18 protein-coding genes and 1 tRNA gene are annotated in these 18,459 nt (G+C 40.9%); 17 read left to right on the top strand and 2 right to left on the bottom strand.

Annotation, left to right across the window (positions count from 1 at the left end; all coding sequences use genetic code 11):
• Positions 1-66: 66 nt before the first annotated feature.
• The 6 genes from trxB (at position 67) to O2S85_RS06340 (ending at position 5,001) form a co-directional block, all read left to right on the top strand.
• Entirely contained in the window at positions 67-1,023 is a 957-nt protein-coding gene (gene trxB, locus O2S85_RS06315; protein WP_269411838.1) for a thioredoxin-disulfide reductase, read from the top strand.
• 242 nt (positions 1,024-1,265) lie between these two features.
• Entirely contained in the window at positions 1,266-1,736 is a 471-nt protein-coding gene (locus tag O2S85_RS06320) for an 8-oxo-dGTP diphosphatase (RefSeq protein WP_269411839.1), read from the top strand.
• A gap of 17 nt (positions 1,737-1,753) precedes the next feature.
• Positions 1,754-2,644 carry an RNase adapter RapZ gene (gene rapZ, locus O2S85_RS06325; RefSeq protein ID WP_269411840.1) on the top strand — a complete coding sequence of 297 codons (891 nt, stop codon included), beginning with the start codon at positions 1,754-1,756 and terminating at the stop codon, positions 2,642-2,644.
• The gene (gene mgfK, locus O2S85_RS06330) at positions 2,641-3,600 is read left to right on the top strand and encodes a gluconeogenesis morphogenetic factor MgfK (protein ID WP_269411841.1); all 960 of its coding nucleotides are present in this window, start codon (positions 2,641-2,643) and stop codon (positions 3,598-3,600) included. Before rapZ ends, mgfK begins: the two co-directional genes overlap by 4 nt.
• A 68-nt stretch (positions 3,601-3,668) precedes the next feature.
• Positions 3,669-4,625: a DNA-binding protein WhiA gene (gene whiA / locus O2S85_RS06335; protein WP_269411842.1), complete on the top strand. Its 957-nt coding sequence runs from the start codon at positions 3,669-3,671 to the stop codon at positions 4,623-4,625.
• A 121-nt stretch (positions 4,626-4,746) separates the two neighbouring features.
• Entirely contained in the window at positions 4,747-5,001 is a 255-nt protein-coding gene (locus tag O2S85_RS06340; protein WP_269411843.1) for an HPr family phosphocarrier protein, read from the top strand.
• Between the two features lie 109 nt (positions 5,002-5,110).
• Here the strand turns inward: O2S85_RS06340 and clpP are convergent, their stop codons facing one another.
• Positions 5,111-5,707: an ATP-dependent Clp endopeptidase proteolytic subunit ClpP gene (clpP, locus tag O2S85_RS06345; RefSeq protein ID WP_269411844.1), complete on the bottom strand. Its 597-nt coding sequence runs from the start codon at positions 5,705-5,707 to the stop codon at positions 5,111-5,113.
• 790 nt (positions 5,708-6,497) lie between these two features.
• Here clpP and O2S85_RS06350 point away from each other — a divergent pair.
• The 10 genes from O2S85_RS06350 (at position 6,498) to O2S85_RS06395 (ending at position 15,873) form a co-directional block, all read left to right on the top strand.
• A tRNA-Arg gene (locus tag O2S85_RS06350) sits at positions 6,498-6,573 on the top strand.
• Positions 6,574-6,783: 210 nt separating this feature from the next.
• On the top strand, positions 6,784-7,026 hold the full coding sequence (locus tag O2S85_RS06355; protein WP_269411845.1) for a glutaredoxin family protein: 243 nt from the start codon (positions 6,784-6,786) through the stop codon (positions 7,024-7,026).
• 135 nt (positions 7,027-7,161) lie between these two features.
• A complete protein-coding gene (locus O2S85_RS06360) occupies positions 7,162-8,181 on the top strand; it encodes a sugar-binding transcriptional regulator (protein ID WP_269411846.1) in 1,020 nt (339 codons plus the stop codon).
• Positions 8,182-8,218: 37 nt separating this feature from the next.
• Positions 8,219-9,226, top strand: a complete 1,008-nt coding sequence (gene gap, locus O2S85_RS06365) for a type I glyceraldehyde-3-phosphate dehydrogenase (protein WP_269411847.1) — start codon at positions 8,219-8,221, stop codon at positions 9,224-9,226.
• A gap of 117 nt (positions 9,227-9,343) precedes the next feature.
• On the top strand, positions 9,344-10,525 hold the full coding sequence (locus tag O2S85_RS06370) for a phosphoglycerate kinase (protein WP_269411848.1): 1,182 nt from the start codon (positions 9,344-9,346) through the stop codon (positions 10,523-10,525).
• A gap of 18 nt (positions 10,526-10,543) precedes the next feature.
• Complete coding sequence (tpiA, locus tag O2S85_RS06375; RefSeq protein WP_269411849.1) at positions 10,544-11,302, top strand: triose-phosphate isomerase; 759 nt, start codon at positions 10,544-10,546, stop codon at positions 11,300-11,302.
• Positions 11,299-12,840, top strand: coding sequence for a 2,3-bisphosphoglycerate-independent phosphoglycerate mutase (gene gpmI, locus O2S85_RS06380; protein WP_269411850.1), 1,542 nt, complete (start codon positions 11,299-11,301; stop codon positions 12,838-12,840). Before tpiA ends, gpmI begins: the two co-directional genes overlap by 4 nt.
• Positions 12,841-12,866: 26 nt before the next feature.
• On the top strand, positions 12,867-14,153 hold the full coding sequence (eno, locus tag O2S85_RS06385; protein WP_269411851.1) for a phosphopyruvate hydratase: 1,287 nt from the start codon (positions 12,867-12,869) through the stop codon (positions 14,151-14,153).
• Between the two features lie 130 nt (positions 14,154-14,283).
• On the top strand, positions 14,284-15,237 hold the full coding sequence (locus tag O2S85_RS06390) for a nucleoside hydrolase (RefSeq protein WP_269411852.1): 954 nt from the start codon (positions 14,284-14,286) through the stop codon (positions 15,235-15,237).
• A gap of 48 nt (positions 15,238-15,285) precedes the next feature.
• The gene (locus O2S85_RS06395; protein ID WP_269411853.1) at positions 15,286-15,873 is read left to right on the top strand and encodes a nitroreductase family protein; all 588 of its coding nucleotides are present in this window, start codon (positions 15,286-15,288) and stop codon (positions 15,871-15,873) included.
• Positions 15,874-16,001: 128 nt separating this feature from the next.
• On the opposite strand, the gene ptsP is transcribed toward O2S85_RS06395, so the two are convergent.
• Entirely contained in the window at positions 16,002-17,714 is a 1,713-nt protein-coding gene (gene ptsP / locus O2S85_RS06400) for a phosphoenolpyruvate--protein phosphotransferase (RefSeq protein ID WP_269411854.1), read from the bottom strand.
• A 254-nt stretch (positions 17,715-17,968) separates the two neighbouring features.
• Between ptsP and secG the strand changes: the two genes are divergently transcribed.
• Entirely contained in the window at positions 17,969-18,202 is a 234-nt protein-coding gene (secG, locus tag O2S85_RS06405) for a preprotein translocase subunit SecG (RefSeq protein WP_269411855.1), read from the top strand.
• The last annotated feature ends 257 nt before the right edge of the window (positions 18,203-18,459 follow it).

Raw genomic sequence — 18,459 nt, forward strand, 5'->3', positions numbered from 1 at the left:
GAAAATACCTAATTCTTATACCATTAGGTTGGCTTAATCAAAATAGACAAAAGGGGCTGAAATTACATGTCCGAAGAACGTATTTATGATGTTATTATTGCTGGTGCCGGTCCCGCTGGCATGACAGCTGCGGTATATGCATCACGGGCAGATCTGGACACACTAATGATTGAACGAGGAATTCCCGGGGGGCAAATGGCCAACACGGAAGATGTGGAAAACTACCCGGGTTTTGACAATATATTAGGTCCGGATTTGTCGAATAAAATGTTTGAACACGCAAAGAAATTTGGTGCAGCATATGCATATGGTGATATTAAGGATGTAGAAGATCATGGTGAATATAAACTGATCAAAGCGGGCAAGCATGAATACAAAACTCGTGCCTTAATCATTACAACCGGGGCACAATATAAAAAATTGGGCGTACCAGGTGAAGAAGAACTTGGTGGTCGCGGCGTATCATATTGTGCCGTTTGTGATGGAGCTTTCTTTAAAGGAAAAGATCTGGTCGTCATCGGTGGTGGTGATTCCGCGGTAGAAGAGGGGATGTATTTAACCCGGTTTGCCAACAAAGTTACGATCATTCACCGCCGTGATGAATTGCGGGCACAAAAGATTATTCAACAGCGTGCATTTAATAACGATAAAATTGATTTTATCTGGAATACTGTTGTGGACACGATCAATGGTCCAGATGGTAAAGTAAGTAGTGTATCACTGCATAACAAAGAAAACCGGGAGAAAAGTGAATTCCCGGCCGATGGAGTATTTATCTATATTGGGATGGTCCCATTAAGTGAACCGTTTAAGTCACTTGGCATTACGAATGAGGATGGTTACATTCCAACTAATGAAAACATGGAGACAAGTATACCAGGTATTTTCGCTGCCGGAGATATTCGGGAAAAGGAACTTCGCCAAATTGTGACAGCGACAGGCGATGGCAGTATTGCTGCAGAAGCGGCACAAAGTTATATTGATGATTTAAAGGAAGAATTAAACACAGCTAAATCATCGTAAAAAATGAAGTAATTGCATTTTAACGTCACTGTAACACGCGCGAAACATTGAGGGGGTATAATAAAACATAACTAATTGACCCCCTTTTAATAGATAAATTAGTTTTTGACACAGGCACTTGTTGCCTGTGTATTTTTTTGTGCAGCCTCTATTCTAATCATATATTTGTTGCTCCCTCGGTTTTTACTGTATAATAGTAATGATGAATTAAAATGAATTCCTCGCTAGAAAGAGGTGTACATATGCAGCGGGTTACAAACTGTATATTAATACATGATGATCACGTATTAGTCATAAAAAAACCAAGACACGGGTGGTATGCGATCCCAGGTGGAAAGATGGAACAAGGGGAATCCATTAAGGAATCTGTTCAAAGGGAATATTGGGAGGAAACGTCATTAACGTTAAGTCATCCACGTCTGACAGGGGTTTTTACATTTAACATTTTTGATGGAGAAGATGTTATTCAGGAGTGGATGATGTTCACCTTTGTTTGTCATCATTACACGGGTGAGATGACAACGTATTGTCGGGAAGGGGAGCTTGAATGGGTTCCACTTGGTCGTGTGCATCAATTGCCAATGGCTGAAGGTGACCATAAGATTTTTCAACATGCTTTCACGTCAAATGAATTATTATACGGCACATTTCAATATACAAAAGCGTACGAGTTGCTTGATATGCGGCTAGATCCGGCTGATTCCGCCATATAGGGCGAGGAGGATGTATAATGAGCGAAATGGAACAGGAAACGAAATTAGTTATTATTACCGGGATGTCTGGCGCAGGAAAAACCGTTGCCGTACAAAGTTTTGAGGATCTTGGTTATTATTGCGTAGATAATCTCCCTCCAGCACTGTTGCCAAAATTTTTAGAGCTTATGCGAGATGCAACAAATAATATTAGACGGGTTGCTCTAGTAATGGATCTGCGTGGGCGTGAATTTTTTGATTCGCTGTTTGAGGCGCTTGATGTGTTGGGTGAAGCGGATTGGCTTGAGGAACACATTATCTTTTTGGATGCTAAGGACGAGACCCTTGTGACAAGATATAAAGAAACGCGGCGTTCCCATCCATTAGCAGTTGGCGGTCTGCCGCTTAAGGGGATTAAGCAGGAGCGGAAAATACTGGATGAACTAAGGGGGCGGGCGCAACGGATAATTGATACAACAAATCTGAAACCGCGTGAACTGCGTGAAAAGATTTTAAAGGCTTATGCAGAAGATAAACAAGAGATTTTTTCTGTTCATTTGGTCTCATTTGGTTTTAAATATGGGGTACCGATTGATGCGGATTTAATGTTCGATGTCCGATTTTTACCAAATCCGCATTATGTTCCACATTTACAGCCTTTAACAGGACTGAATCAGGATGTTGCATCATATGTATTTAAATGGACGGATACACAGAAATTTAGCGAAAAAGTTCTTGATTTACTGCAATTTATGCTGCCACAGTATAAAAAAGAAGGGAAATCCCAATTGGTCGTGGCGATTGGATGTACGGGTGGGCAACATCGCTCGGTTACGTTGGCAGAATACTTTGCAAAGCAATTATCAACCGGGTATATTACGCATATTACGCACCGGGATATTGATAAACGGAAGGGAAATCGTATATGAACAGCAAAGCCCGAGCAAACGTAGTTGTAATTGGTGGTGGAACAGGAATGCCGGTTCTTCTGCGTGGCTTAAAGGATTTACCAATTCAGCTAACAGCCCTGGTAACTGTTGCCGATGATGGTGGCAGCACCGGCAGATTACGGTCGGAAATGGCTATGCCTGCCCCGGGGGATATTCGTAATGTCATCGCTGCTTTATCAGATGCAGAACCAATGTTGCTTGACCTATTCCAGCATCGATTTGCCAATGGAAATGGGCTGTCCGGCCATTCGATGGGCAATCTTTTGCTGGCTGCTATGACATCAATAACAGGAGATTTCTATACTGGAATTAAGGAAATCTCACGTGTGCTTAATGTAAAAGGAAAAATTTATCCAATATCCAATGAAAATATGTCACTTCATGCGAAAATGACCGATGGTTCGATTGTTTCGGGTGAATCAGCCATTCCAATGGCCCATAAACGAATTGAACGGGTATTTTTAAAGCCCCAGCCAATTAAACCATTACCAAATGCGGTAAAGGCCATTGAACAGGCAGATCTGATTGTCATCTCCCCAGGGAGTTTATACACGAGTATTATGCCAAACTTGATCATTCCACAAATTGATATGGCCATCAGGGAAGCGAAAGGTCGTGTGGTTTATGTATGTAATGTCATGACCCAGGCAGGGGAGACAACTGGATATACAGCCAGTGATCATGTGAAAGCCATTTATGATCATGTCGGTGAAGGCTGTATAGATTCAATTATTGTTCATAATGAACCAATCAGCAAGTCCGTACGAAGTGTTTATGCCGAAGAAAACGCGGACCCGGTAGTTTACGACATAGATCAGCTGCTTGCCATGAATTTACAAATCATTGAAGGCGATATTATCGACCATTCAAAAATGACATTGCGCCATGATACGCAGAAAATTGCCAAACTGCTTTATTCTATTATTGATCAATGAACAGAATGGCCTGCTAATTATTTCTGTTTGTTTCAAATTCGATGAAACGATAAGGGGGGTGTGAAGGGATGTCTTTTGCTTCAGAAATAAAGAAAGAGCTGACTTCCATAGAGGTGGATGAATGCTGCAAGACTGCGGAATTGGCAGCATTAATCCGTATGAATGGTGCTATCTCCCTTTCCAGACAGGCATATTTGCTTGATGTGCAAACAGAAAACGCCGCTATTGCCCGCCGCATTTATACATTAATTAAATCTTCCTATCCGCTGCCAGTGGAATTGCTTGTCCGTAAAAAAATGAAATTAAAGAAAAATAATGTATATATCGTTCGTTTAAAAAAGGATGTACGCAAACTGTTGGTTGATCTTGATATTCTTGAGGAACCATATACATTTGTGCGGACAATTTCCAACCAGTTTTTAAATCAAACCTGCTGTCAGCGGGCCTATTTACGTGGCGCTTTTTTAGCTGGAGGATCCATTAATAATCCGGAGACTTCCTCTTACCATTTGGAAATATTCAATTTTTATCAGGAACATAATGATGCCCTATGTGACCTGTTAAACAGCTTTGACCTAAAAGCACGTAAACTGGAACGGAAGAACGGCTATATAACGTATATTAAGGAAGCCGAAAAGATTACCGAGTTTTTAAATTTAATTGGGGCACATAATGCTTTATTTAAATTTGAAGATGTCCGGATTGTTCGTGATATGCGAAACTCCGTTAATCGTCTAGTGAATTGCGAGACAGCAAACCTGAATAAAACAATTGGTGCAGCTTTCAGACAAATTGAAAATATTAAATTTATTGAACAAACAGTCGGATTGGATGCATTGCCGGAAAAACTTCGTGAAATTGCGATATTACGCATTCAATATGAAGATGTCTCATTAAAGGAATTAGGGGAATTGGTTAAGGGCGGCAAGATCTCCAAATCTGGTGTAAATCACCGTCTAAAGAAAATTGATGAGTTCGCCGATAAATTACGCAACGGCGAAAAGTTGGGCGCATTAAAAGAGTAAATACGATGCAATTACCATGTATTTCATGGTATACTATAAACTATTAGAAAGCACCTCCTGTTTATGGAGGTTGCTTCGATTAAATGTATGACAGCGTTTACAAAAAGGAAGGATGATGGTAGTGGTTGAGAGGTCTGTGACAGTGGAGCTTGAGACAGGATTACAGGCAAGACCGGCAGCACATTTTGTACAGGAGGCAAATCGATATGGTTCTCATTTATTTTTGGAAAAGGATGGGAAACGAATTAATGCCAAAAGTATTATGGGATTGATGAGTCTGGCGATAGGAACTGGTGAGACCATTACATTAATTGCCGAGGGTGCTGATGAGGAGGTTGCCATTAATCATTTGGCTTCGTTTGTTACAGAAACATAGAAAATGGAGACTAGTTACCAGAGCTGGACATGACTTGTGTTACAGCAATACATTCTATAAAACAAATGAGGCAGATCCCGCAAGACCCGCCTCATTTATTTTTATTTTCTTATCTATCTTTTTCATTGTTTCGTTCCAGCACTTTATCGATCAAACCATATTCTGCTGATTTTTGCGCGGACATGAAATTATCACGTTCCGTATCGTGTTCGATTACCTCCAATGGTTGACCAGTACGTTCAGACATAATACGATTCATGCGTTTTTTGATTTCAATGATCCGTTTAGCATGAATTTCAATATCTGTTGCCTGACCTTGGGTACCTCCTAATGGCTGGTGAATCATAATTTCACTATTTGGCAGAGCATAACGTTTACCTCTTTCGCCGGCGGTTAATAAGAATGCTCCCATGGACGCGGCCATTCCGGTACAGATCGTTGATACATCGGGTTTAATAAATTGCATCGTATCATAAATAGCCATACCAGCTGTGATGGAACCACCTGGCGAGTTAATGTAGATGGAAATATCTTTTTCCGGGTCCTCGGCTTCCAGGAAGAGTAATTGAGCAACAATAGAGTTTGCCACATTGTCATCGATGGCACTGCCAAGCATAATGATTCGGTCTTTAAGTAGTCGTGAGTAAATATCATATGCCCGTTCTCCGCGATTGGTCTGTTCAATAACTGTAGGGATTAAATTCATGGTTAGTTCCTCCTTCTTTCAATTGATCCATTTAAGAGGATGTTCAAAAAGTCCGGTAAAAATGACTTGCCCCTGCAAAAGGGGTATGCCGACGCCTGAGCGCAAGCCCGTTTTTAGTCGGCCTTCCTTTGAAGCTCGTATTGGCTTGCTTTTCCGCTCCTCATGTACCTTTTATGTACACTCCGGTGCTCAAAGCTACGCCTCCTAGAACTTCTCGGTCCTTTTTATCCTCCTTTTTGAACTCGCACTTTTAGATTGGATAGTTTCATCATACCTAATAGGTCAAAAAAGGTCAAACAAAAACGATCGACATGAACCGCAACCTTTTAAAACCAGCCCTAAAACCGTCTGCAATCCAGGGTGTTTCTTGTATCACGAAATTCCGCTTCTTCCATCATTCCCTATTATACAGAATATAAACTTTATTTATTGAACTTCCAAATTCATTACGTGGAGCACCATTTTTACCAGATCCTTTGTACATTCTCTTTTAATGGTTTTTTAATTGCTTTTGATGTATTGGTTTGTATCGTGGGAATTCCGACCTTTGATAATTTGATTTTCAGGATGAATATGATACATGGGTGGTGACCTGCTTTGGGGGATTTTCTCTCTTTTTCCAAATTTAGTGGAAAAAATTTGTTATGTCAATGTCAAATGAAACTTTTTCTGTGAAGAGATGATTTTCAGTGGTTTGCAAGGGAAGAGAAAGAATAAATTTGTAAAAAAAGGCTTGTATTTGTAAACTAAAGAAGTTATAATGTTCATTGTGCGTTAATTAATCCGAAATGCGCCCGTAGCTCAGTTGGATAGAGCGTTGGTTTCCGGTACCAAGTCTGCCGGGGGTTCGAATCCTCCCGGGCGCGCTTAAATAAAGCGGCAAGGAAGTAAACATTTGCTTACTCCCTTGCCGCTTTTTCATTGCTAATAGACTTCTAACATCAGAATTTCGCGTGAAGTAATACATACCACAAAAGGACTTAAGCATATCATTATAAAATTTCCCGGGATTATGGCACAATTACAGATAAGGGTTATGGACATGCTACACCATAACAGAATAATGGAGGTTCCGGATGATTAACGTTATTTTTTACACGAAGGAAAATTGCCCATTATGCGAGAATGCATTGGCTCTTTTGAAACTTTTGCAACAAGATTATTCATTTGATATTGATACACGGGATATCTATAGCAATGACAACTGGCTGGAAAAATATCAATTACTTATCCCATATGTCAAAATAGGTGCAGTTGAACTTGATTGTGAACAAATAAATTTGGCTACCCTTGAAGACGCAATAAAAATGGCAAATTGATATTTATAAGTTGAAATTATCCTGCACTATGATAAAATAAAATTATACAAAGATTCTTTGTGTAATTTTTTTGCTCCAATCGGGACATATTATGACCTATCGGGACATTATTGATCCAACAAAAGGGGCTTGTCGATGCGAGCTTTAATTGATTTACAAAAAAAATTATTCCCAGATTTGCTGCAAATCATGCAACAACGCTATACCGTATTGAAAAGTGTCAGCATGTTTCAGCCGATTGGCAGGCGAGGTCTTGCGGAACAGGCGGGTATGACTGAACGCTCGGTTCGTGGTGAGGTAGATCTACTGCAGACCCAAGGGTTGTTGGATGTAACCTCAAAAGGAATGCTTATTACGGATGAGGGGAAAGTAGTAGTAAAGCAAATGGCTGCTTTTATGAAAGAAGTCATGGGAATAACAGTTTTGGAAGAACAACTGCAGGATATATTACATGTAGAAAGAGCGATTGTTGTTCCTGGTAATAGCGATGATGAGGATTGGGTAAAACTAGAAATGGGCAAGGCGTGTGTATCGTTTCTCAAAACGATTGTGGCGGACAATCCGACGCTTGCTGTAACCGGTGGGACAACGATGGCTGCTGTGGCACATGCGATGTATCCTATCGGCGATGCTGTGCCATGCCTGTTTGTGCCAGCAAGGGGCGGCATTGGTGAAAAAATGGAGAATCAAGCGAACACAATTGTTGCTGAAATGGCACAAAAGGCAAAGGGGGCATATCGTTTGTTGTATGTTCCCGACCCATTAAGCGAATCATCATATCAATCAATGATTCAGGAACCATCCATACAGGAAGTTTTACAACTGATCCGTAATGCTGACATTGTCTTGCATGGGATTGGTGATGCGCTAACGATGGCCAAACGGCGGAAAACAACTGATCAGGTTATCCGGCAGCTAATCGATCATAAAGCAGTTGGTGAGGCATTTGGTTATTATTTCAATAATCAAGGTGACGTCGTTCACAAGGTACGTACAATCGGCATGCAGATGGAAGATCTGACAAAAGCAAACTATGTCATTACAGTTGCTGGTGGCGCCTCAAAGGCACAAGCTATTACATCTTATTTTAAATGGGGTAAAAGTAATTTGTTTATCACCGATGAAGCCGCGGCAAAAAGGATTTTAAGGGAATAATCTCTTTAAAATATTAAGTTCATGGGAGGACTATCAAATGACAGTAAAAATAGGTATTAATGGATTTGGACGTATTGGACGTAATGTATTTCGCCAAGCATTAAAAAATGATGCAGTAGAGGTTGTTGCAGTGAATGATTTAACCGATGCTGACATGCTTGCACACTTATTGAAATACGATTCCGTACATGGGAAATTGGAAGAAGAAGTTACTGTAAATGGTTCTAATTTAGTTGTTGGCGGCAAAGAAATCAAAGTATTGTCCGAACGTGATCCAGCGGACTTGGGCTGGGGAGACCTCGGTGTACAGGTAGTTATCGAATCAACCGGTCGTTTCACCCATCGCAACGATGCCCAAAAACACTTGGATGCTGGTGCCAAAAAAGTAATCATTTCAGCACCAGCTAAAGAAGAAGATTTAACAATGGTAATGGGTGTCAATGAACAAGATTATGATCCGGCAAAACACCATGTATTATCAAACGCATCATGTACAACTAATGGCATTGCACCACTTGCTAAAGTATTGCATGAAAAATTTGGTTTAAAACGCGGTTTAATGACTACTGTTCATTCCTATACCAACGATCAGCAAATTCTTGACCTGCCACACAAAGATTACCGTCGTGCCCGTGCAGCTGCACAAAATATTATTCCAACAACAACCGGTGCGGCAAAAGTAGTTGGTAAAGTATTGCCAGAACTTAACGGTAAATTAAACGGTATGGCCATTCGTGTACCAACACCAGATGGTTCAATCATTGATTTAGTTGCTGATCTTGAGCAAAATGTAACTGCTGAAGACGTCAATGAAGCATTCAAAGAAGCTGCAAATGGTGATTTGAAAAATGTCTTGGAATATACCGATGAACCGCTTGTTTCTTCCGATATTGTTGGCAACAGTCATTCCTCTATTTTTGACAGTTTATCAACAATGATTTTGGAAGATAACATGGTGAAAGTTGTTTCCTGGTATGATAATGAAATGGGTTATTCAACCCGTTGTGTGGATATGGCCGCATTCATAGGTGAACAAGGACTATAAGGTAGAATTAGGGTATAATGGGGGAGGATGGCTATTCCTCTCCCTTTTTCATTAGATTAGAAATGACAGATAAAGGGAACAACAAAACCGTACATACTTTTCAGGGAGGCTCTTTATATGAATAAGAAAACATTGACAGACCTTGATGTGAAAGGTAAGAAGGTCTTTTGCCGTGTCGATTTTAACGTGCCAATGAGCGATGGGAAAGTGACTGATGATACCCGCATTAAGGCTGCATTGCCGACCATCGAGTATTTAACGGAAAATGGTGCGATTTTAATCCTGGCAAGTCACCTTGGCCGTCCAAAGGGGAATGTGGTAGAAGAACTGCGCTTGGATCCAGTTGCTAAGCGATTGAGTGATCTAATTGGCAAGGAGGTCACTAAAACCGATGCTGTTTATGGGGAAGAAGTGAATCAAGCCATTTCCCAACTTGAAAATGGGGATATATTACTGATTGAAAATGTCCGTTTTGAGCCCGGTGAAGAAAAAAATGATCCCCAACTGATTGAGGCGTTTGCGTCCATGGCAGATTTATATGTGAATGATGCATTTGGTGCCGCCCACCGTGCTCATGCATCTACAACAGGAGTGGGCGAGAAACTGCCTGCTGCGGCCGGTTTTTTAATGGAAAAAGAAATCCGTGTGCTTGGCAATGCCTTAGAAAATCCCGATCGTCCGTTTACAGCGATCATTGGCGGGGCAAAGGTGAAGGACAAAATTGATGTCATTGACCATTTGCTGGATAAGGTTGACAATCTAATTATTGGTGGCGGTCTTGCTTATACGTTTATTAAAGCGAAAGGATACGAAATTGGCAAATCATTGTTGGAGGAAGATAAACTTGATTTGGCCAAGCAATTTATGAACAAAGCTGATGATAAAGGCGTACGCTTTGTCCTGCCAGTCGATGCGGTTGTTGCTGATGATTTTTCCGAAGATGCTAATACCAAAATAGTTGCAATTGATCAAATACCTGCTGATTGGGAAGCGCTCGATATTGGTCCAAAAACACGGGAACTTTATCAAGAGATAGTTGCTGATTCCAAACTAATTATCTGGAACGGACCAATGGGAGTATTTGAAATGAATGCATTTGCTGGCGGAACAATGGCAGTTGCCAAAGCATTGGCTGAAACCGATGGCTATACCGTTATTGGTGGTGGCGATTCCGCTGCGGCTGTTGAGAAATTTGGCTTTGCTGGTGACATGGATCATGTATCGACCGGTGGTGGGGCATCACTTGAATTTATGGAAGGAAAAGAACTTCCAGGTGTCCAGGCACTTGATGATAAATAAAATTGATGGGGTGATAGGATGCGAAAAACTGTAATTGCCGGTAATTGGAAGATGAATAAAGTTTTATCAGAAGCGGATCAGTTCATGGAGGAGATTACGGGCAAAATAACAAATAATGATAATACAGAAGCAATTGTATGTGCACCATTTCCATTCTTGCCTTCCCTTGTGGAAAAAGCAAAAAGATCCAATGTAAAAGTTGGAGCACAAAACATGCACTATGAAGAAGATGGTGCATTTACGGGAGAAGTTAGTCCTGTCATGTTAAATGATTTGGGCGTAACGCATGTTGTTTTGGGACATTCGGAACGTCGGGAATATTTTGCCGAGACCGATGAGACTGTGAACAAGAAAACCCATGCTGCCTTTCAACATGATCTGATTCCGATAGTCTGCGTTGGCGAAACTTTGGAGCAACGGGAAAACAATGAGACTATGGATCATGTCAAAAATCAAGTGCAAAAGGCATTGGCCGGTCTGACCAATGACCAGGTTGAGCAAACAATGATTGCCTATGAACCGATTTGGGCAATTGGTACAGGAAAAACAGCCACTAGTGACCAGGCTAATGAAGTTTGCAGCCATATTCGTAAAGTGATTGGAGAATTGACATCAACAGACGTAGCGGAAAATGTAGTCATCCAATATGGCGGAAGCGTCAAACCAGCAAATATCGATGAATTACTGGCTAAATCAGATATTGATGGTGCCTTGGTCGGCGGTGCAAGTCTCGAAGCCAATTCATTCCTGCAACTTGTGGAGGCGGGTACGAAATGAGTAGTAATAAGCTAGCAGCAATTATTATTCTTGATGGATTTGGAATTCGTCAAGAGAAACAAGGAAATGCAGTAAAGCAGGCCAATAAGCCAAACTTTGACCGGTATTGGGAAAAATACCCTCATAATCAGTTACAGGCAAGTGGAAAAGCGGTTGGACTTCCTGAAGGACAAATGGGAAATTCCGAAGTTGGCCATTTGAACATTGGTGCAGGAAGGATTGTTTATCAAAGTCTGACCCGCGTTAATTTGTCAATTGAAGAAGGAGATTTTTTCGAAAACAGTGCTTTTGTTAAATCGGTGCAGCATGCCAAACAACATGACAAAGCATTGCATATCTTTGGCTTGTTGTCAGATGGTGGGGTTCATAGCCATATTAACCATTTGTTTGCTTTACTAAAATTAGCCCAAAAACAGGGTCTTGACAAGGTTTATGTTCATGCATTTTTGGATGGGCGAGATGTTGGTCCAAAAACAGCGAAAAAATACATCAAGGAAACGGAAGAAAAAATGGAGGAATATGGTGTCGGTGAATTTGCCACGATTTCCGGCCGGTATTATTCCATGGATCGGGATAAACGCTGGGATCGGGTGAAAAAAGCTTATGATGCCATGGTTTATGGGGAAGGACCAAAATACCAGGATCCGTATACATTGGTTAATGACTCGTATGAAAATGGAATTTATGATGAGTTTGTTATTCCATCCGTTTTAACAGATGAAAATGGAAAACCGAAAGCAACCGTCCAAGATGGGGATTCAATCATTTTTTATAATTTCCGTCCAGACCGAGCCATTCAGATTTCAAGAACCTTTGCCAATGAAGACTTTCATGACTTTGATCGTGGTGATAAGGTGCCACAAGATCTTGACTTTGTGATGCTGACCAATTTCAGTGAGTCTGTTGATGGCTATGTCGCTTATCAGCCGGTAAATCTTGATAATACGATTGGCGAAGTATTATCTCAGAGCAATATGAAACAACTGCGGATTGCCGAAACGGAAAAATATCCGCATGTTACCTTCTTTATGAGTGGTGGCCGTGAGCAGGAATTTCCGGGTGAGAAACGGATTTTGATTAATTCACCAAAGGTTGCGACGTATGACTTGAAACCGGAGATGAGTGCGTATGAGGTGACCGACGCATTGCTTGAGGAGCTTGATAAAGGCGAGGAGAATGCGATTATCTTGAACTTTGCCAATCCTGATATGGTTGGTCATTCAGGTAAATTGGAGCCAACGATAAAAGCAATTGAAGCGGTTGACGAATGTCTTGGTAAAGTAGTAGATAAAATCACGGAACTTGGTGGTCATGCGATTATTTTTGCGGATCATGGCAACTCGGATGAAGTGGTCACACCAGATGGTAAACCGATGACGTCGCATACAACAAATCCGGTTCCGGTAATTGTGACCAAAGAAGGTGTTGAGCTGCGAGACGGTGGCATTTTAGCAGATGTTGCTCCGACATTGCTTGACCTGTTAGATGTTGAGAAACCAGAAGAAATGACTGGTGAATCATTGATTACAAAACAATAGATAATAAATATAAAGGAGTGTTTTTAATGCCATATATTACAGATATTTATGCACGAGAAGTATTAGATTCCCGCGGTAACCCAACTGTTGAAGTGGAAGTTTTTACGGAGTCAGGAGCATTTGGTTCCGCAATCGTTCCAAGCGGTGCCTCTACAGGTGAGTACGAAGCTGTAGAATTACGTGATGGAGATAAAGATCGTTATCTTGGCAAAGGGGTCACACAAGCAGTCAAGAATGTCAATGAAACGATTGCTCCGGAATTACTTGGTCTGGATGTTACCCGGCAAAATATTATTGACCGGTTAATGATTGAGCTGGATGGTACAGAAAACAAAGGAAAATTGGGTGCTAATGCAATTTTGGGTGTCTCAATGGCAGTAGCCCATGCAGCGGCAAGTTATTTGGAAATGCCATTATATAATTACTTAGGCGGCTTTAATGCAAAAACACTGCCAACACCAATGATGAACATTTTAAATGGTGGTGAACATGCAGACAACAATGTTGATATCCAGGAGTTCATGGTCATGCCTGCTGGTGCCCCATCATTCAAAGAAGCACTGAGAATGGGGGCGGAGGTTTTCCATTCCCTGAAGAATGTGCTGAAGAAAAAAGGCTATAATACTGCTGTTGGTGATGAGGGTGGATTTGCGCCAAACCTTGGTTCCAATGAAGAGGCTTTGCAGACTATTGTTGAGGCCATTGAGGCAGCCGGTTATAAACCTGGTGAAGAAGTGAAACTTGCGATGGATGTTGCCTCATCCGAAATATATGAAGATGGCAAGTATAACCTCAAAGGTGAAGGTGTGGTTCGTACTTCAGAAGAAATGGTCGATTGGTACGAATCATTGGTTGAGAAATATCCAATTGTTTCCATTGAGGATGGATTGGATGAAGATGACTGGAAAGGCCACAAAAAATTAACAGACCGTTTGGGCAGCCGTGTTCAATTAGTTGGGGACGACCTGTTTGTTACCAATACCGTACGCTTGGCAAAGGGTATTGAACAGGGTGTAGGAAACTCCATCCTTGTTAAAGTAAATCAAATTGGCACTTTAACGGAGACATTCGAAGCGATCGAAATGGCTAAACGTGCTGGTTATACGGCAATTATTTCTCACCGTTCAGGAGAAACAGAAGATGCCACCATCGCTGACATCGCAGTTGCTACCAACGCAGGTCAAATTAAAACAGGAGCACCTTCCCGCACGGATCGTGTAGCCAAATATAATCAGCTCTTGCGTATTGAAGATGAGCTAGCCGGTATGGGTGAATATGCCGGAGAGACAGCATTTTATAACCTGAAAAAGTAAATAGGTTCCATTCATTTTACACCACTTACCCGAACAGCGGGATAGTGGTGTTTTTCTTTTGGTCTAGGACAATGCAGGTGGTTAATAAGGTATAAGGAAACATACTTTTTACAAAAACAGGAGGAATTGCATGGCGGTAAAAGTGCTACTGTTTGGGGATATTGGAATTGATGATACGGTTGCACTTATGTATGGTTATTTTAAAGATGAAATTGATATCGTGGGGGTCGTGGCCGATTATGGCAATATACCACGAAAAAGAGCGGTAAGGAGTGTTCGTTACTTGTCCCGTTTATTGGGAATATCCGAAGATGAAGTCAAAATTATTGGGGGTGCAGAACTCCCCTTAACAGGTACCGAGCCAACATATTTTCCGGAAATCCACGGGGAATATGGATTGGGACCGATTATCCCACCTCACCTTCCTGATGGGACGATTGAAAATTTTTTTGAAATCATCGATATCATCAAAAAGTATCAAAATGAATTGATTATCGTCAACATTAGCCGGTTAACATCGTTGGCGACTATGTTTGTTTTATACCGTCATTTAATGCAAAAAGTTCAATCAATCTATATTATGGGTGGGGCATTTTGGGTACCGGGGAATGTGACCGCTGTATCAGAGGCGAATTTTTACGCTGATCCTATTGCTGCAAAAACGGTGCTGAATCATGCCCAACGTGTTACCATCATTCCTTTAAATGTTACCCAAAAGGCCGTCATCACTCCGCAAATGGTTGATTACATTGCCCATAAAGGAAAAGCGAAGATCATAAAGCCACTAATGGATTATTATTACAACTTTTATAAAAAACGTAATCCACTTATCCAAGGGAGTCCTGTTCATGATGCTTTAACCTTAATGGCAACTGTTCATGAAGAGATGTTTGGCTTTAGTTATCTTCCGGTTGAAATTGTTCAGGATCCACATGGAGTTGCCAAAGGTCAAAGTCTCGCGGATATTCGACCATATTTAAATCCGAAAAACAAAAAGGGAAAGATACATCGAATTGCTTTTACACTCGATTATTCAAGATTTTATAATGATTTTATGTCGGTTATGACCGGAGAGCGTTTTTAATGGGTATCCAAATGTGCTAATCTAGAAAAAGAATTATAGATTAGCGGGGTGGTTACCATCGATATATTCGAGGCAATCAAGGGGAGAAGAAGTACACATAGTTTTTATCCTGACGAAGTAAATATATCGATTTTAAAAGAAATTTTTACATATGGGTCATGGGCTCCGACACACTATATGAAAGAGCCGTGGAACATAAAACTGTACCAGGCCAAGGGAAAAGAGAAATTGGTGGATGCCATTATTGCGAGTTACCAGCGGATAGGTATGCTTAAGCAAGATAATGACCCAAAAACAGTAAAGATGATTGCATCCATGAAACAATTTTTATTGGAAATTCCTCATCATGCATTGATATACTTTACCATTAACCCGGAGCCAATTCGTTATGAAGAGGAATACGCTTCTGTTTGTGCTTTTATTCAGAACATGCAATTGGCGGCATGGTCGTTTGGAGTGGGCATGTTATGGACCATTACGCCATATATGCATGATCCCGGATTTGCCGAGGACATTGGGTTGGATAGTGATCAAGTGAAGATTGCTGCGGTTATGCAGATTGGCTATCCAAAACAAATCTCAAGGAATAAAGGGAGGACAGCGATTGAACAAAAACTTGAAATTATTTCGGAATAAATAGACCCAAATGGAATATTCCGGATAGGGCGATTATATATCGACAAAACGTGCAGATGTATCAGCCCAGGACGATCAATAATAACAACCCGCTTGACCAGATTGTCCAGGCGGGTTGTTGCTGTTTCCTATTCTGTTTTTTCTTTGATGAATTCCACAACTTCTTCAGCGGTTCCCATGCTAAGAATTTTTTCTTTATAGGAGGCGAGTTTTTCTTTTGATAGATGCGAAAGCTGTGTTCTGGCTGGTAGAATTGATGTAGCACTCATGCTAAACTCATCAAGACCTAACGCCAATAGAATCGGAATTGCAATTGGATCACCGGCCATTTCCCCACACATGCCAACCCATTTATCTTCACTATGAGCAGCCTCAATTACATTGTTCACCAGGTTCAAAATTGCCGGATTGTATGGCTGATACAAATAGGAGACACGTTCGTTCATCCGATCCGCTGCCATGGTGTATTGAATCAAATCGTTGGTTCCTACACTAAAAAAGTCTACTTCCTTAGCGAACTGTTTAGCAATGACAGCTGTTGCAGGAATTTCTACCATGATACCAATTTCAATATGATCGGAGACCTCTTTTCCTTCTTTTTTCAGGTCTTCTTTTTCATCGAGCAAGATGGCTTTTGCCTGGCGAAATTCTTCCAGCGTAGCAATCATCGGGAACATAATTTTTAAATTTCCATGGGCACTGGCACGTAATAAGGCGCGCAATTGCGTGCGGAAAACTGATTCATTTTCCAGGCAGAAACGAATTGCACGAAAACCAAGGAATGGATTCATTTCTTTTGGTAAATCCAAATAGCTGATTTCCTTATCCCCGCCGACATCAAGTGTTCTGACTACAACCGGCTTGTCACCGAATTGCTCCAGCACTGACTTGTAAGCCTCATATTGCTCTTCTTCGGTTGGAAGTTCGGATTTCCCCATGTAAAGAAACTCGGTACGATAAAGTCCTACACCTTCTCCACCGTTTTCCAAAACTCCTGTAACATCTTGAGGTGTGCCGATATTGGCAACCAATTCGACTTGCTCCCCATCAGAAGTCATTGTAGGCTCATTTTTTAATTTTGCCCATTCTTCTTTCTGCTTAGCAAAATCTTCCTGTTTTTTTCTGTATGCTGTCAGTTCATCATCTGAAGGGTTAACAATAACTTGTCCTTTCAGACCATCAACAATTACGGTATCATTGTGGGAAACCATATTCGTGATTTCTTTTGTTCCGACAACGGCTGGAATTTCAAGTGATCGCGCCATAATCGCGGAATGAGAGGTGCGGCCGCCAATATCTGTGGCAAACCCTTTGACAAATTTGCGATTTAATTGCGCTGTGTCGGATGGTGTTAAATCGTGAGCAATTACAACCACTTCTTCATCTATCAAAGCGGGGTCGGGAAATGTTACACCAAGCAGATGAGCCATAACCCGTTTGGTAACATCCTGAATATCCGCAGCACGTTCCCGCATATATTCATTGTCCATGTTTTTAAATATCTCGATAAATGTGTTGGCTGTTTCTTCCAAAGCGGCTTCGGCCATGACATTATCAGTGGTGATCTTGTCCTTGATCGGATTAATCAATTCAGGATCACTTAGTACAAGCAAATGGGCGGAAAAAATTTCGGCATGCTCGTCACCAATTTCTTGTTTGGCGTGGGCTTTGATTTTTTCTAATTCTTGTTTAGATATTTCCAATGCCTGATCCAGACGTTTTATTTCTTCGTTTGGATTATCGATTGGTTTTTTGCCAAATGATAAATCGGGAGTAACAAGTTGATAGGCTTTTGCAATGGCAATCCCATTTGCAGCAGCAATTCCATCTATAAATGACATAATGTTTACGACCAGCCTTTCTTGTAAAAAAAATGTATATAACCATCTATTATTTTAACTTTTCCACAAGCCAGTTTCAAGTTATAGTGCGTAATTGCGGGCATTTTGTCGAAAACGTGACACTATCTTCCAATTCTCGGTCGCTATTTTACGTATACCGTAAATGTCTGCCTTCGCTTTCCACTTGCTATTGGAAATAAGATTATGCTAAAGTATTATTAGGTAATTGTACGTTACAGGAGGTGCCATACGTAATGTTAGGGGTCGTACACATTTTGTTAGTGATCGATGCAATCATAATGATCGTTTTAGTTTTATTACAATCGGGTAAAAGCGAAGGCTTATCCGGTGCTATATCGGGTGGTGCGGAACAGTTATTCGGGAAACAAAAAGCCAGAGGAGCCGACCTGTTCCTGCATCGAAGTACAATTGTGACAGGAGTCATTTTCTTCGTCTTAGCTTTTTTAAGTGCATACGTATTACAATAAAGTGAAACTTCATTTCGTAGAGTGATCTTCCTCTACGAAATGTTAGTTAAGCAAATCAGGAATTTACGGGATGTTTATCCCCCGCCTGCTATGTTTTTGGTTTATTAATGCTAAGCGGTGGGGATTCAGAACGTTCATTCGTGATAATCAATAGTTGTTAACCCTACTGTAAAAAGAACAGTGGGGATTATTTTTTATTTGGGAGGAAAAATGGAATAATGTAAACAAACAACATTTACGTCTTTTTTCCTCGAATC

It is taken from the genome of Lentibacillus daqui (assembly GCF_027186265.1).
In the GTDB taxonomy this organism is placed as follows: Bacteria; Bacillota; Bacilli; order Bacillales; family Amphibacillaceae; genus Lentibacillus_C; species Lentibacillus_C daqui.